Origin of the sequence: Nocardia sp. NPDC057455 (assembly GCF_042802775.1) — a bacterium.
Taxonomy (GTDB): Bacteria; Actinomycetota; Actinomycetes; order Mycobacteriales; family Mycobacteriaceae; genus Nocardia.
Map to the genome: position 1 here is coordinate 89352 of NZ_JBHVDM010000014.1, position 15765 is coordinate 105116.

16 protein-coding genes are annotated in these 15765 nt (G+C 66.5%); 14 read left to right on the forward strand and 2 right to left on the reverse strand.

Translation table 11 applies throughout. The annotated features are described in order from the left end of the window. The 11 genes from ACFU5M_RS08560 to ACFU5M_RS08610 all read left to right on the forward strand — a co-directional run bounded on the left by ACFU5M_RS08560 (window position 1) and on the right by ACFU5M_RS08610 (window position 11923). Complete coding sequence (locus ACFU5M_RS08560; protein ID WP_379045944.1) at window positions 1-819, forward strand: CbbQ/NirQ/NorQ/GpvN family protein; 819 nt, start codon at window positions 1-3, stop codon at window positions 817-819. After that, window positions 816-2507 (forward strand): nitric oxide reductase activation protein NorD, encoded by a 1692-nt coding sequence (locus ACFU5M_RS08565; protein ID WP_379045947.1) that lies wholly within the window; start codon window positions 816-818, stop codon window positions 2505-2507. Before ACFU5M_RS08560 ends, ACFU5M_RS08565 begins: the two co-directional genes overlap by 4 nt. Window positions 2508-2621: 114 nt before the next feature. Further along, window positions 2622-3488, forward strand: coding sequence for an MlaE family ABC transporter permease (locus ACFU5M_RS08570; protein WP_379045950.1), 867 nt, complete (start codon window positions 2622-2624; stop codon window positions 3486-3488). Next, entirely contained in the window at window positions 3488-4342 is an 855-nt protein-coding gene (locus ACFU5M_RS08575; RefSeq protein WP_379045953.1) for an ABC transporter permease, read from the forward strand. The genes ACFU5M_RS08570 and ACFU5M_RS08575 overlap by 1 nt, the downstream gene beginning before the upstream one ends. Before the next feature lie 4 nt (window positions 4343-4346). After that, window positions 4347-5645, forward strand: a complete 1299-nt coding sequence (locus ACFU5M_RS08580; protein WP_379045956.1) for an MlaD family protein — start codon at window positions 4347-4349, stop codon at window positions 5643-5645. Beyond that, window positions 5642-6679 carry an MCE family protein gene (locus ACFU5M_RS08585; RefSeq protein ID WP_379045959.1) on the forward strand — a complete coding sequence of 346 codons (1038 nt, stop codon included), beginning with the start codon at window positions 5642-5644 and terminating at the stop codon, window positions 6677-6679. The genes ACFU5M_RS08580 and ACFU5M_RS08585 overlap by 4 nt, the downstream gene beginning before the upstream one ends. Window positions 6680-6686: 7 nt before the next feature. Beyond that, entirely contained in the window at window positions 6687-7757 is a 1071-nt protein-coding gene (locus ACFU5M_RS08590) for an MCE family protein (RefSeq protein ID WP_379045962.1), read from the forward strand. After that, on the forward strand, window positions 7754-8857 hold the full coding sequence (locus ACFU5M_RS08595; RefSeq protein ID WP_379045965.1) for an MCE family protein: 1104 nt from the start codon (window positions 7754-7756) through the stop codon (window positions 8855-8857). The genes ACFU5M_RS08590 and ACFU5M_RS08595 overlap by 4 nt, the downstream gene beginning before the upstream one ends. Continuing rightward, on the forward strand, window positions 8854-9954 hold the full coding sequence (locus ACFU5M_RS08600; RefSeq protein WP_379045968.1) for an MlaD family protein: 1101 nt from the start codon (window positions 8854-8856) through the stop codon (window positions 9952-9954). Before ACFU5M_RS08595 ends, ACFU5M_RS08600 begins: the two co-directional genes overlap by 4 nt. Further along, window positions 9951-11228: an MlaD family protein gene (locus ACFU5M_RS08605; RefSeq protein ID WP_379045971.1), complete on the forward strand. Its 1278-nt coding sequence runs from the start codon at window positions 9951-9953 to the stop codon at window positions 11226-11228. The genes ACFU5M_RS08600 and ACFU5M_RS08605 overlap by 4 nt, the downstream gene beginning before the upstream one ends. A gap of 185 nt (window positions 11229-11413) precedes the next feature. Beyond that, window positions 11414-11923 (forward strand): GDSL-type esterase/lipase family protein, encoded by a 510-nt coding sequence (locus ACFU5M_RS08610; RefSeq protein WP_379045974.1) that lies wholly within the window; start codon window positions 11414-11416, stop codon window positions 11921-11923. A 38-nt stretch (window positions 11924-11961) separates the two neighbouring features. Here the strand turns inward: ACFU5M_RS08610 and ACFU5M_RS08615 are convergent, their stop codons facing one another. Together ACFU5M_RS08615 and ACFU5M_RS08620 are read right to left on the reverse strand one after the other, a co-directional pair. Further along, window positions 11962-12576, reverse strand: coding sequence for a carboxymuconolactone decarboxylase family protein (locus ACFU5M_RS08615; RefSeq protein ID WP_379045977.1), 615 nt, complete (start codon window positions 12574-12576; stop codon window positions 11962-11964). An 85-nt stretch (window positions 12577-12661) separates the two neighbouring features. Beyond that, complete coding sequence (locus tag ACFU5M_RS08620) at window positions 12662-13285, reverse strand: TetR/AcrR family transcriptional regulator (protein WP_181720298.1); 624 nt, start codon at window positions 13283-13285, stop codon at window positions 12662-12664. A 269-nt stretch (window positions 13286-13554) separates the two neighbouring features. Between ACFU5M_RS08620 and ACFU5M_RS08625 the strand changes: the two genes are divergently transcribed. From ACFU5M_RS08625 to ACFU5M_RS08635, 3 genes are all read left to right on the forward strand, one after another. Next, window positions 13555-14598, forward strand: a complete 1044-nt coding sequence (locus ACFU5M_RS08625; protein WP_379045981.1) for a 2Fe-2S iron-sulfur cluster-binding protein — start codon at window positions 13555-13557, stop codon at window positions 14596-14598. 11 nt (window positions 14599-14609) lie between these two features. Then, a complete protein-coding gene (locus tag ACFU5M_RS08630; RefSeq protein WP_379045984.1) occupies window positions 14610-15383 on the forward strand; it encodes an SDR family NAD(P)-dependent oxidoreductase in 774 nt (257 codons plus the stop codon). A 32-nt stretch (window positions 15384-15415) separates the two neighbouring features. Continuing rightward, a partial coding sequence (locus ACFU5M_RS08635) for a Rieske 2Fe-2S domain-containing protein (protein ID WP_379045987.1) occupies window positions 15416-15765 on the forward strand: 350 nt, incomplete at its 3' end.

Genomic DNA, 15765 nt, shown 5'->3' on the forward strand with positions numbered 1-15765 from the left:
ATGTCGATCAGTCGATCCACCGCTGTACTCCCGGTTCTGGATGCGCCGTTCTACCGGCCGGTCGGTGATGAGGTGGAGGTCTTCCGTGCCGCGGCCCGACGTGGTTCGCCGGTGTTGTTGAAGGGCCCCACGGGATGCGGGAAGACGCGCTTCGTGGAGGCCATGGCCCACGAACTCGGCCGCGAGCTGATCACCGCCGCGGGTCACGAGGACATGACCTCGGCGGACCTGGTGGGCCGGTTCCTGCTCGAGGGCGGGGAAACGGTCTGGTCGGACGGGCCCTTGACGCGGGCCGTGCGCGAGGGCGCCATCTGCTACCTGGACGAGGTGGTGGAGGCGCGCCAGGACACCACCGTGGTCATCCATCCGCTCGCCGATCACCGCCGTGAGCTCCCGATCGATCGACTCGGCACGACGTTGCGCGCGGCGCCCGGCTTCCAGCTGGTGATCTCCTACAATCCCGGCTATCAGAGCGTCCTGAAGAGCCTCAAGGAGTCCACCCGTCAGCGTTTCGTCGCGATCGAGCTCGACTTCCCACCCGTCGACATCGAGAAGGAAGTGGTCGCCTACGAAGCCGGAATCGGATCGGAGACCGCGAGTTCGTTGGTCGAGCTCGGTCACGCCATTCGAAACCTGGATGGCTCACCGCTGCGCGAAGTGGCCTCCACCCGGTTGTTGATCCTGGCCGGCGGCCTCGTCGCGGAAGGGCTGAGCCTGCGCAGTGCCGTCCAGTCGGCCATCGTCCAGGCACTGTCGGATGATCCGGATATCGTGCGCGCCCTCGGCGAACTCGTCGATGCCGTTCTGCCTCGCACATGAACGCTTCCGATCCGAACAGCCTCGACCGGTTTCGACTCCTCGCCACCTTCATCGCCGGCCGGTCTGTCGACGTCGCGACGGCGCCGGCCGGCGAGGCAGCGCACACCAACGGTCAGATGATTTTCGTCTCGGCGGGAGGTTCCGTCGCCGAACAGCGCCGTGAAATGCTGGTCCAGACCGCGTTGCTGGGGGCGGGGAGCCTGGATCCGCGACTGGTGAGGACATTTCGGGCACGTCCCGCGGTAGCGCGACGCTACCTGGCGCTGGAAGGCCGGCGAGTGATCGCCGACCTCGCCGAGCGAATTCCACTCGCGGCAGCGCTCGGTCCTGACGGGCAACCGGCCACCACGACCGCCGAGCAGTCACTCGAGGTGGCCGCAGGCCGCGTGCCGGTCACCGACCCACCGCAGTGGTTCGGTGTCATCAAACCCTCCCGATTGCTGGCACCTACGAATGGACCGGGCGCGCGGGCCACCAACAAAGAGCTGCGCTTGAAATTCGATCTCATCGACTTGCCCGAGGCCGATGAGGACGACGATGACAGCGAGCAGTCCGGGGAAAGCAAGATCCTCAAACTGTTCGAGAATCCACTGTTCAACTCGCGGGCGCTGTCGGACCGACTGCGCAAGCTACTCGGCAACTCCCGTGCCCCCGGGGATGGATCCGCCGGCGCGGAGATGCAGGTTCGCGCTGTTCGGCGGGTGCGAACGGTGGGTGCCGATGCCCAACCTCTGCCCATCCGTATCCAATTCACCGATGGCGGAAAGCCCGGCGCGGCGCTGGGCGTGGGCGGCGCGCTGCATCCGGAGTGGGACGTGCACAACAACCGGTACCGGCCGGAATGGTGCCGGGTGATCGACTTTCCGCTCACCGTCGCCGCCGACATCTCCGCCGCGGGTGTTCCGAACGACGACGTGCTCCGGCGACGCTTGTCTCGCATCGGCCTCGGCCCCAAGGTCCTGCGCGGCCGACCCGATGGCGACGAGCTCGATATCGAAGCGCTCATCGATCTGTTCGTCGATCTGCGTTCGGGCTACTCACCACCGGAAAACGTCTACCTGGAACGCCGCAAACTCGAGCGCAATCTCGGCGTCCTCATCCTGCTCGATGCCTCCGGGTCGGCCACCGATACCGATACCGAGGGCCTGGCCGTCCATGACCACCAGCGACGGGCAGCCGCCGTACTGGCCGTCACGCTCGAAGAACTCGGCGACCGCGTCGCGGTCTACGCGTTTCGCTCACAGGGGCGCCACGCTGTTCATCTGCCGGCGATCAAGACGTTCGGGCAACGTTTCGGCGCCGTCGGAAGAGCCCGGCTCAACCAGCTCCAACCCTCGAACTACACGCGCCTGGGCGCCGGTATCCGCGGTGCGGGTGAAATTCTCAAAAATGAAGCGGGCACCCAGAACCGGCTGCTGATCGTCCTGTCGGACGGTTGTCCCTACGACGACGGTTACGAAGGCCGCTACGCGGAAGCCGACGCCCACAAGGCACTCGAAGAACTCCGCGCCGACGGTATCGCCTGCCTGTGTCTTTCCATCGGCACCACGACACCCACCGATGCCCTCGAACGTGTCTTCGGCTCTGTCGGCCATGCCAGCGCCGCGACCCTGAGCGAACTGAGCCCGCGCATGGATGAACTGTTTCTGTCTTCCCTTCGAGAACTCGCCGCACCGAAATCGCGGTAACGAGGAACCGTATCCGAGCCAGGGATTTACCGCCATGGTGCGGCCGGTCGAGAACAAGTTCGTTCCGCGTCACCGTCAAGCACCAACGTCCACACCGGAAAGAGGAGGCTCATAGTGACACTCGATGAGACCTCGAATTCCCACCCGGCCGCATCATCCGCGGTCGCCGAGATCAAGGACTGGGCGGAGAATTACGCGCGGCGACACCCCATCGCGTCGCTGCGGACCGTCGGACGGCAGGTCGCGCTCGGTCGACGTGCTTTTCGCTACCTCGTCACCGACATCGCCGGACGTCGCTTTCCATTCGACGAGTTCGTCGCTCAAGCGGTGTTCATGGTCAAGACCTCACTGCTTCCGACGGTGGCGGTCGCACTGCCCATCAGCGCCACACTGTCCATCCAATTCGGTCTGCTGGCCGGGCAGGTCGGCGCCACCGCGCTGGCCGGCGCCGCGAGCGGCTTGGCCGTGATCCGTCAGTCGGCGCCGCTGGTCACCGCCCTTCTGCTTGCCGCGGCGGTCGGTTCGGCACTGTGCGCCGATCTCGGTTCGCGCAAGATCCGCGAGGAGATCGATGCGATGGAGGTCATGGGAGTTTCGGTGCTGCGCCGGCTCGTGGTGCCTCGACTGGCCGCGGGGATCGTCATCGCCATGGCACTCACCAGTGTCAGCTGTTTTGTCGGCTTCCTCGCCGGCTACCTGTTCAACGTCTATGTCCAGGACGGAACACCGGGCAGTTACATGGCAACCTTCTCCTCCTTCGCGACCGCGGGTGATCTGTACCTGGCAATGGTCAAGGCCGCCGTGTTCGGTGTGATCGTCGTTGTCATCGCGTGCGAGAAGGGCCTGAACGCGCGGGGCGGCCCTGGGGGCGTCGCGAACTCGGTCAATGCGGCCGTCGTGGCCTCCATCGTCGTGCTGATGGTGGTCAACCTCGGCTTCACCCAGATCTACACCATGCTCTTCCCGAGGACGACACTGTAATGGCCACCGTCTATCGCCCCCCAGGAGTTCGGGCCGCGATCGCCGTGGCGCGCCCGCCGTGGTACGGCATCATCCGGCTCGGGCACATGTTCACGTTTTTCGTGCGCGCCGTGGTCTCGATACCGGTGGCCCTGCGGCACTACACCAAGGAATCCATGCGGATCCTGTCCGATGTGACCTGGGGAAACGGCTCTCTCATTGTCGGCGGCGGAACGGCGGGGGTGATGATCATCCTGGGCGCCGCCGCCGGGGGCATCGTCGGTATCGAGGGTTTCAACGCGTTGAAGCTGCTCGGCATGCAGCCAGCGACCGGGATGATCGCCGCGACCGCCGCGACCCGTGAGCTCGCTCCGATCATGGCCTCCATCGCATTCGCCGCCCAAGCGGGGTGCCGGTTCACCGCCCAGCTGGGCGCGATGCGGATCTCCGAGGAGATCGATGCGCTCGACGCCATCGCGATCCGCCCGGTTCCCTTCCTCGTCTCGACACGGTTGCTCGCTTCGATCGTGGCAGTGATTCCTTTGTTCCTGGCCGGCCTCGCCGCGGATTACTCTGCCGTGGAGCTGTTCGTCGGATTCATCGGCGGACAATCGTTCGGGACCTACGAACACTATTTCGACCTGGTGCTCAGCGGCACCGACATCCTGTACTCGCTGTTGAAGGCGATCGTATTCGTCATCGTCACCACCACGATCCAGTGCTACTACGGCTATTACGCACGCGGTGGGCCCCAGGGAGTCGGTGTCGCGGCCGGTCGGGCGATGCGCGCGAGCATCACGGTGATGATCTCGGTGAATCTGCTGATGACATTGGCGCTGTGGGGGTTCGACGCCGGTTCGAGGATAAGCGGGTAGAGCGATGTCGATAGTGTTCGAATCCGATGACAGGCATCTGACCAATGCGGGCTTGTTCGTGCGCGGCGTGGCCGTCCTGGCCGTTGTCACCGCCGCCGCCGCGGCGATGATCGCCCGGTCCGAAGGTGCGTTCACGCCCACCGTCGAGGTCACCGCGCTGCTGGTCGACGTCGGCGACGGGCTGCCGAAGCGGTCCGACGTCAAATACCGCGGCGTGCTGGTGGGCAGCGTGCAGGAGGTGGTTCCCGCAGCCGATGGGCAACCCAACAAGGTACGCATCGACCTGGTGCCCGAGCACGCCGCGGGGATTCCTGCGACCGTGACCGCGCGGGTCGTCCCGAGCAACGTCTTCGCTGTGCCGTCGATCCAGCTCATTGATAACGGTCTTGGTACCGCCGTGACGGCCGGCGCGTCCATCCCGGAGGATCACAGCCGCGCCGGCGTCCAGCTACAGACCTCGCTGACAGCGTTGAGCCGCATCGTCGCCGCGGTAGGGCGCCCCGGCTCCGACTCCACCGTCGGGATCTTCGAAACCGTCGAGCAAGCGACCCGCGGCCGGGGGGAGGACGCGCTGGCAGCCGCTGCCCAGCTCGAGCGAGTGGTGCGCGCCTACAACGCAGAGGCAACTTCCGGTGACGAACTCTCTCTCCTCACGGGGCTCGCAGAGGCAGTGCACGGGTTACAGCAGTCAGCACCCGACCTGCTCGCCGCCCTGCACGACGCGGTCGGGCCCATGCGTAGCGTGGCCGAGCAGCGACTCCGGTTGACGCAATTGCTGACCGGCAGCATCGCGACCACCGAACGGGTCGGCACAGCGATGACCAATCGGACCGACACCATCATCGACCTCAACAGCAGAATGGGGCCGGTCCTCCAGATCCTCGCCGCAGGCAGCGGCAACTTTGTCCAGATGACGACCTCACAAACCCGGATCGCTCAAGTATTCGCACGCGACTTCTGGCAAGCCGACAGCCAGAGCGGCACCGCCAAAGTCATCATCGAGCTCACCCCGCACAAGCAGTACACCCGGACCGACTGCCCCCGCTACGGCGAACTGGCCGGGGCAAGTTGCGAAAACGGACCTGCTGGCGGGCCTCCCGTCATCGGCTCGACCGACCCGCCGCTGAACACACCGGAGCAACGACAACGTGTCGCCGAGCGCCTCGGTCTGCCACCCGAATCCATCGGCCTCGCAGAGTTGTTCGGCCTGACACAGCAGCCGCTCGCCGAGCCCGACACACCGCCCGCGGTCGATCCCACGGCGAGCGCTCCCACATCACCGGCATCAGGGGGACCGCGGTGAAACGTAGACGCGACCTCGCCGGACTTACCGTGTTCCTGCTCGTCGCCGCGCTCTTGACGTGGATGGTCCGCGTGACGCTGCAACGCGACGTCACCGGCGACACGCACTCCTATTCCGCGGTGTTCACCGATGTCTCCGGACTGCGTGTCGGTGATGACGTCCGGGTCGCCGGGGTGCAGGTCGGCCGCGTCGATGCCATCGACATCCACGGACCGCACGCCAAGGTCACCTTCCGGCTGCGCCGGGATCAACCCGTCTACGGCAACACCCTCGCCTCGGTGACCTACCAGAATCTGATCGGGCAACGCTACCTCGGACTGAGCATGTCCGACTTCGGCGACGCGGCCCCCCTCGCACCCGGAGCGCAGATCCCGCTCGAACACACCGAGCCCTCCTTCGATCTGTCCAGGCTGCTCAACGGTTTCCAGCCATTGTTCAGCACTCTCGCCCCTCAGGACGTCGACAATCTGACCTCCGCGTTGATCCGAGCACTCCAGGGCGACGACGGCGCCATCGCCGCCCTGATCACCGAGACCGCGACACTGGCGCAGGCCTTCGCCGGGCCCGACCAGATCCTCGGAGCACTCATCGACAACCTCTCGGCTGTCATGACCGGGCTAGCCGGCCAAAGCGCTGGGATGCGGACAACGATCGCCCAGACCCGCAGGATATTCGACGCACTCCAGGCCCGCCGTGACACACTGATGGACCAGACCGGCCGGATCGCCACCGTCGTGTCCGAGGCCGCGGCCGTCATCGACGGCGCCACGCCGTCGCTGAACGAGTTCGTCGGCCGGGAACCCGGATTCGCACGGCATTTCGTCGCCGGCCGGGAGCGTTTCGCCTATCTCGGCTTCAATCTTCCGCTGCTGCTCAAATCCATGGTCCGAGCCACCGACAGTGGCTCCTTCGTCAACGCCTATGTCTGCGATATCGGATTCAGCATCGTTCCGGGAGTCGATCCAGTGATCTCGCAGATCCTGGGAGCCGCTTCTCCCACAGGCCGTCCCCAGAACTCCGCGATCTGCAGGTAGAACCGTGATGAAGCAACTGCACGCCCTCACCCGCCTGGTACCGCGGCCGCGCACAGCGGGCGCCGGCCCGTCGTACGCGGACAAGTCGCTGCGCACCGGGCTCATCGCCGTCGCCGCGGTGGTGCTGGTGCTGGTCGCGATGGTCGTACTCGACTCGCTGCACCTCGGCTCACGCACATACCGAGCCGACTTCGCGCAAGCCGCCGGGCTCGGCGCGGGAGACGCGGTGACCTGGGCCGGTATCCCCGTCGGCACGGTAACCGGCACGCGACTGGCCGGTGACCATGTCGAGGTGACCATGACGATCGATAGCGATGACGTCACACTGGGCGCGGACAGCGAAGCCGCGATCAAACTGACCACCCTGCTCGGATCGCGTTATGTCGAATTGCGCTCCACCGGCACCGGCGAACTTCGCGACAATCTGATCCCGTTGTCCCGCACCACCGTCCCCTACGATCTCGAGACCGCCCTGCAGGACGCCACCACCACATTCGGCCAACTCGACGCCGACCGGATCGCCCAGTCGATGACGTCGCTGTCTCGCGGGCTCGAAGGCGTGCCATCCTTGATCCCCGGCATACTGCGCGACGTCCGAGCACTCTCGACCGTCATCGCGCAACGCCGCGACCAGATCGGCGCCCTGATCACCAGTGCCGGCCAGGTCAGCACCGTCATCCGTACTCAGCAGGACGATCTCGCGGCAGTGATCGGCCAAGGCCGCAGCGTCCTACAGCAGATCATCGCCCGCCAGGACGCGCTGCGCCGACTGCTCGATGCGACCACCACACTGGTCCGGCAACTGGAACCGATCGTCGTGGGCGAGCACGCCGAGATCGAGCAACTGCTGACCGACCTGCACGACATGGCCGCGATGATCGCCGGCCACGACGACCTGCTACGCAATATCCTGCAGATCCTTCCGGTCCCGTGGCGGCTGTTCGCCAACGCCACCGGTACGGGAGCGGAACTGAGCGCCAACGCACCCGACGGCGCTTTCATCGACTCCTGGATGTGCGCGTTGAGCGCCACCGCTGTCACGGCCGGCCGAGCCCCCTACCTCCAGGACTGCCAATGAGCGTCACGCTGTCCACCCTCAAATTGGCCGTGGTCACGCTGACCGCCGCTTGCCTGGCCGGATGCTCGTCCGGACCCGGCGCCGACACCACTACCATCACAGCCCGATTCGCCAATGCCAACGGTCTCTACGAGGGCAACGCGGTATCCGTACTCGGAATGCGCGTCGGCCGGATCGTGCGCATCGACGCGCGCGGCACCGACGTCGAAGTCGAGATGAGCATCGACAGCGGAACCCAGCTTCCAGCCGATGTCCAAGCGGTCACGATCTCCGACTCGATACTCACCGACCGCCACATCGAACTCACACCGGTCTACCGAGGTGGACCCACACTGCGTGCGGGCGCGGTGCTCGACATGACCCGCACGAAGACTCCGGTCGAGTTCGACGCCCTGCTGTCGATGGCGCAGAAGCTGTCCACTTCGCTCGGCGGTGACGGCAACGGCTCAGGCCCGATCGCCGACCTGATGAAACTGGGTGATGCGGCGACCAGCGGCAACGGCGGTGACATGCGGGCCGCGCTCGGTGAACTTTCCCGCGCGCTGCAATTGGGCGAGGACCACGGGGCCGCGACCCGCGACGCGATCACCACCGTCGTCACCAACCTCGACTCACTGACCGCGGCCGCCGCGCGCAACGATCGAACGCTTCGTGAATTCGGCACGGCGGTAGCGCAACTCAGTGATTTCCTGGCCGAGCAACAGCTGGGCGCAGGCGCCACCGGTGCCGCGCTGAACAGGATCATCGTGCAGGTCACCGATCTACTCCGACGCCACCGGGGCACCATTTCCGAGCTGGCGACCGACGCGAACACCGTGTCGGCCTCCCTGGCCGCCTACGACTACAACATCGCCGAATTCCTGGACGTGTTCCCCTTGGTCACCGACAACGCCTACCACGCCATCGACCAGAACGTCGGCGCGCTACGCGCCACGATCGACATCAACAGACTCTTGCTCGACGGCCAGATGGTCAAGGAGATCTGCAATCTGCTGCGGCTGCACAATCTCGGCTGCGCCACCGGGACCATGCGGGACATGGGACCGGATTTCGGTATCACCGCCATCCTGGCGGGCATCGCGGAAAAGCACAGCCGATGACACGATCGAGTCGCATGTTCCACCTCGCCGCCGCCACCGCGCTCGCACTGTCCGCCACCGGATGCGCCGCCGGGCTGGACCGGCTACCGCTCCCCGCGCCAGGACTCGGTGGTGACACCTACACCCTCACCGTGACCTTCTCCAACGCCCTCAACCTGCCCGCCAAGGCGAAGGTAAAGCTCAACGGCGCCGACATCGGACAGGTCGACTCCATGTCCGCCCGCGACTACACCGCCGTGGTCACCCTGCGCATCATCTCCACCGTACGTCTGCCCCTCGGCACGTCCGCAGAGCTGAGATCGGCCACGCCCATGGGCGATGTCTTCGTCGCGATGAAACCACCGCGGGTCCGGGAGCCCGGCACCGCAATGCTCGGCGACGGCAGCGCGATTCCGCTGGAGTCGACCTCGGCTGCCACAACGATCGAGGAAATGCTCACTCGCGCATCGCTTCTGGTGAGCGGTGGCACCATCGACTATCTCACCAGGGTGATTGCCGCACTCGGCGAGCACGTCGGGGGGCGCGGTGAGCGACTCGCCGCGCTGCTCGACGAGACCCGGACCCTGCTGGGCACGCTCTCGGCCCGATCCGAACAGATCGATGAACTCTTGCGCTCCACAGCCGACCTCAGCGCGACCGTCGCCACCCAGCAGGCCACCCTCACCGACACAGTCGCCGCGGCGGGACCAGCCATGCAGGTGCTCGCCGACAACACCGACTCGTTGGTCACACTCGTGGACCTCATCCACACGATCACCGCGCACCTCGCGCGGTTCCCCAGCATCCAGGGCACCAACAACACGAGCATGATCGCCAACGTCAACCAACTGGCCGCGGGCCTCAACGCCGCGGCTGTCAATCCCGACGCCGACCTCGACGAGCTGAACAACATGGTGGGCATCGTCCTCAAAATGATCAGTGGTCCCAACGGCCACGTCGACGTCGACCTCGTCCAAGTCGCCGTCGGCGCCGTCCCCGGATTCCCCGGCACACCCGGTGGCAGGCTTCCCGACGTGACGGACTGGACCGCCTTCGTCGGCTCGCTGCAGCACATGCTCGATCGACTGGGCAACCGTCTGGAAGGCCCGCCACGATGACCAGTACATCCGGGCAGAGCAAGTGGGAAGCACCCGCCCGCCTGCTCATCGGCATCGTCCGCCGCGCACACCGGTATCGGGTGGCGGCCTCACTGCTCGGTCTGCTCGCCATATTCGGCGGTGCCAGTGGTTATCTGCTGGTCGGAATACTCGGAATCGATCCGTTCAACCATCCGTATCGGGTCCGCGTCGAATTGGATCGATCCGGCGGGCTGCTTCCCGGACAGGAAGTCACACTGCGCGGAGTCCGCGTTGGGCGTCTCGACGCGGTCGACGTCGCCGGCGACAAGGTGATCGCCGTGGCCGCCATCGATGAGCATGTCCGGATCCCCGCATCCGGACAGGTCCGCGCCGCCGCGCTCTCCGCGGCCGGCGAGCAGTATCTGGATTTCCTTCCCGCCGGCAATGACGGCCCCTACCTCGCGGACGGTGCACTGATCACCGCCGACCGCACTTCCACCCCCGTGCCGCTGTCGGACATGCTCGAAAGCCTCAGCGGCACACTCGCCCAAATCGATCCCGCCCGGCTCGCGGCCATCTCCCGGGAACTGGGTGTCAGCCAGGCGGGCCCCGACAAACTGGCGACGATCATCGACGGCGGTACGTTCCTCATCTCGACGCTGGACACGGCACTGCCGTACACGGTTGACCTGCTCCGCAACAGCAGAGTCGTCTTCGCGGCCTTGCGCGACGGCCAGAACGCACTGCAGTCCACCTCGGCAAACCTGGCGGCCACACTCAGCGGCATATCTTCGATGACCGGCGGCTTCGAACAACTCGTCACACAGACTCCGCCGATGCTCACCACCCTCGACACGATGATTGTCGAGAACGCACCGACCATGGTCCAGTTGCTGGGCAACCTCGTCACCGTCTCCCAGGTCTCCTACTCCAGAATCCCCGCCTTCAACGAGTTCTTCTTTCCTCAGCAGCGTGCCGGATCGGCACTCGATGCCGTGACCTCGGCGTTTCACGACGGCGGTGTCTGGGCCTTGGCGAGCATCTACCCCCGCTACGCCTGCGACTACAACGTGCCGCGACGCCCCGGTTCCGTGCCCGACTACGCCGAGCCCTACCTCCACGTGGACTGCACCGACCCCGACACCACACTCATGCCTCGCGGCGCCCGCAACGCTCCACGACCACCCGACGATCCGGTGCCACGCCCCCCGCACAACGATCCCTTCCAGACCGCCGATCCCACTCCGGTCGGACCACTGTCCATCCCCACTCCCTACGGCGGTCCCCACGCCCCGGTACCGATCCCCCGATGACAGATTGCGAGCGTACTGCTCGCCATCACCGTTGGCTCCTGATAGCTTTCACGCCCGCAACTCGCTCGGGGCTTGCAGCGAAAGCCTTTTCATTCGTGGCGCGTCCGCTGCCCTTGCTGCATTTCATCGGCCACCGGCTGGAAAGGTGCCGCGAGGGTAGGGCTCACGCTCCAGGTGGGCGTATCGTGCTGGGGCATCGCGCTTCCGGCTATGCCGGCCGCTGCGCGATTGTCGCTGGTCAGCCGGTGCACAGCGAACTTGACGCACTCGGCCAAGCCGGTGTCGGTGGAGTTCTGGTGCAGGAGGGCATCAACGATCTCGGACTTCCGCCGCCCGCCGATGCCGCATCGATGATCGCGGGATACGACAAACTCATCACCGCAGCGCACCGGCACGGCAAGAAGATCTGGCTGGCAACACTGCTTCCCGCCTCCGACGCCCTCGTCGACGGCGAACTCCTGGCGCCCCGCAGCGAGACCGACCGGCAGCAAATCAACGCCTGGATACGCACCCAGAACCTCGCCGACGGCATCATCGACTTCGACGCCGCCCTGCGCGATCCTGCCGACCCGTCCGTGCTGCGAGAAGTCTATTCGAGCCCGGATCGCCTGCACCCCAGCCTCGCGGGCTATCGGGCGATGGCCGAGACGATCGACCTCGCCCTGCTCGCCGCCTCCCCATCACCCGCCTGCTGACGATCCCCCCGGTGCCGGCGGGCCGCGACGCGCGAGTGTCAGTCGTCGCGAGGGGCGAATTCGAGTTCGGCGGGCAACGATTCGGCGCCCGGATCCGGCTGCAGATCGGCGCTGTTGAAGACCATGGCCAGGCAAAGATAGGAGCCGGTGACGAACATGAGTTCCATGAGCTGCCGGGTATCGAGGTGCGCGCCGAGCTCGGTCCAGGTGTCACCGTCGATGCGGTGCCGGTCCATCAACTGGTCGGCGGCGGTCAGTAGCAGCCGCTCCAGCCGCGTCCAGAGATCAGCGCTCGAGTCTCGACGGACCGCGGCGATCTGCGCGGGGGACAAGCCCGCTCGCAGGCCGATGCGCACGTGCTGTTCCCATTCGTAGCGCGAGCCGCTGCGCCAAGCCACGCGCAGGATGACCAGTTCACGGCACCGTGGGTCCAGGGTCGCGCGCTCCAGGAGCATGCTGTTGTAGGTGAGCCACGCGGCGGCGAGCTCGGGATGGTGTCCGAGCAGTCCCAGCACGTTGGGCAGGGGAGGGGCGTCGGGTTCGCCGGACAGGTAACGGTCGGCCATGGCCAGCCGTCCGCGCAGCATCGCACGCGCCTGCTCGTCCCACTGGTCGATCGGCAGCGGTGGCAACCGCGGCTCGGAGTCCGTCATATCGTCGGCCCTTACGGGCGGAAGCGAACGGTCGTAATGCTATGCACCCGCACAGCATAGGTGTGTTCGCGGACCGTGAACAAGGTCAGGATCGGCCGCGCCCCGCGGCGCGGACCCTTCCGGGGCTGCGTTCACCTTCCACGCTGCGCAGGAAGTCTTCGATCAAAGCGATCGTCTCGGTGTGGCCGGTATCGATGTCGAAGGACTCCTCCATGCGCAGGAAACGCGAGATGCTGGACATCAGCATGACGACGGTGGTCGGTGTCCACATGGCCGCGACGGCCGGGTAACCGCGCAGGATATTCCCGACGGCCTCGAGTTGCAGGAGCCGGAATCGTCGTGAGGACTGGGCGATCTCGGCCCTGATCGTCTTGCGGTGGTTGGCCATGGACACGAATTCCATGGTGAGCGCGGTTTGCGACTGGTCGTGAATGGCCTCCCACAGTGCCCACAGCGGCTGGGCGGCTTCGAGGGCCTCGCGCTGGCGCTGGTAGCTGCGTTCGGCGCCGCGGCGGAAGAGTTCGACGAACAGGTTGTCCATGGTGTCGTAGTAGTAGTACACCAGCCCGGGGTTGACCCCTGCCCTGGCGGCGAGGCGCCGTGAGCTGACGGCGGCGTAGCCCTCTTCGAGCATGATCTGCTCGGCCGCGTCCAGCAGTGCGACGCGGGTGGCCGCACTGTGGGCCCTGCTCGCCCGTTCCACCTTCATCGCCCGCCTCCTGCCTCCGCTTTCGCTGCCCGGCACCACGTGTGAGTGCCAGGTCCGCCGCTCGGCTCGCGCCGCCGCTCGATCATAGGGCGGCTATGGCCGTCTACGGGCTCGCGGTCGCGCGCCCACGGTCGAAGGACACGCTTCCCACTCTGTCAAGCCTTGACATTGTGCTCCGACCAGCCCTATAACCTTAACCAGTCGATCAAATTAACCAGTCGATCAAATTTTTCGGGCCGGGTTTCCCGGCGGACCGATTGGAGAGCGCGGTGCCGATTCCAGCGGAGGAAGCCACGCTCCGGCGTGGCACCCGGACGCACGCGGTGCGCGTGGCCGAGGTGCGCGCCGAGACCGCCGATGCCCGCTCGTTCGTCCTCGACATCCCACCGCGCCTCGCGGCCGAGTACACGTATCGGGCGGGGCAGTTCCTCACGCTGCGGGTGCGGATCGGTGCGGAGGTCCATCACCGGTCCTACTCGATGTCCTCCTCACCGGTGACCGATCCGCACCCGCAGATCACCGTCAAGCGCATACCGCAGGGGCTGGTGTCGACCTGGCTCACCGAACAGGTGCGTCCCGGCGACACCGTGGAAGTCACGGTCCCGATGGGCGTGTTCGTCCTGCCCGACTCCGAGCGCGACATCGTCGCCTTCGCGGCGGGAAGCGGTGTCACTCCGGTGTTCTCGATCGTGAAGACGGCGCTGGCCACCACCACGCGCCGGGTGCGCCTGTGCTATGCCAACCGCGACCGCGACTCGATCATCTTCGGAGCCGGCCTGGCCGAGCTCGCTGCGCGTTACCCCGATCGGCTGACCGTCGTGCACCACATCGACGCCGAATCCGGTCTGCTGACCGCCGAACGGATCAGCGAAATATTCCCTGGCACCGGCGATCACGAGCACTTCCTGTGTGGCCCGGCGCCCTTCATGAACGTCGTGCGCGCGGGCCTGTCGGTGGGCGGTGTTCCGGACGAGCGCGTGCGTGTCGAACGCTTCACCACCGGCGCAGCGGATGCTGCCGAGGAGCTGGCCACCGGCCGGCCCGCGCAGGTCACCATCCGCTGCGGACGCCGGACCGCCACCGGCGAACACCGCGGCGGCACCACCGTCCTGCAAGTGGCGCGGGCCCTTGGCCTTCGCCCGCCGTCCTCCTGCGAGACGGGCAGCTGCGCGACCTGCATCGCACGCGTGATCGAAGGCAGCGCGGTGATGCGCAACAACGAGGTGCTCACCGCGGAGGAAATCGCCGACGGCTGGGTGCTCACCTGCCAGGCCGTCCCGACCGGCCCGCTGCTGCGGGTCGACTACGACTAGGAGCGCCACCGATGTCACTGCCGCACACCTCCGAGCGATCGGCCGGGCGGACCGCCGTGGTCACCGGCGGAGCCTCCGGTATGGGTCTGGCCATCTGCCGGCGCCTCGCCGCACGGGGCGACCGGGTGGCAATCCTGGATCTCGACGGCGACGGCGCCGAGCGGGCCGCTGCCGAGATCCGCGAAGGCGGCGGCGACGCAGCGGGTTTCGCGGTCGACGTCACCGACCGCGCGGCCGTCGACAGTGCGCTGGCCACGACCCGCGCGGCCTACGGTCCGGTGGACATCCTCGTCACCAGCGCCGGGCTTGTCGCGTTCGAGCCGTTCACCGACATCTCCCTGGAATCATGGAATCGCGTCGTGGAGGTCAACTTGACCGGCACGTTCCAGTGCGTGCAGGCCGTCGTGCCGGACATGCTGGCCCGGCAGTGGGGCCGGATCGTGACCATCTCCTCGTCGAGCGCGCAGCGTGGCTCGCCGGGAATGGTGCACTACACCGCCTCCAAAGGCGCGGTGATCGCGATGACCAAGGGGCTCGCACGCGAGTACGCCTCCCGCGGCATCACGGTGAACACGATCCCGCCGTCGGGTATCGACACTCCGATGTCGCGCGGCTCGCAGGCGGCCGGACATCTGCCGGACAACACGACCATGGCGAACGCGATCCCGGTCGGTTTCCTCGGCACCGGTGACGACATCGCCGCCGCCTGCGCGTTCCTGTGCTCCGAGGACGCCCGCTACATCACCGGGCAGGTGGTCGGCGTCAACGGCGGCACCGTCATCTGACCCGTCCCTCACCACAGAAGTGGAGTACCACGATGACCGACTGGCGCAAGCCCACCGCGGGTAGCTGGACCCAGCACTACCCGGACCTGGGCACCGGACCGATCTCGTTCGAGGATTCGGTGTCTCCGGAGTTTTTCGAGTTGGAGCGGGAGGCGATCTTCAAGCGTGCCTGGCTGAATGTGGGCCGGGTCGAACAGCTTCCGAAGGTGGGCAGCTATTTCACGAAAGAGATCGATGCCGCGCGGACCTCGGTGATCGTGGTGCGTGACCGGGAGCGTCAGGTGCGCGCGTTTCACAACATCTGCCGTCATCGGGGCAACAAACTGGTCTGGAACGATTTTCCGAAGGAAGAGACGTCCGGTACGTGTCGGCAGTTCACGTG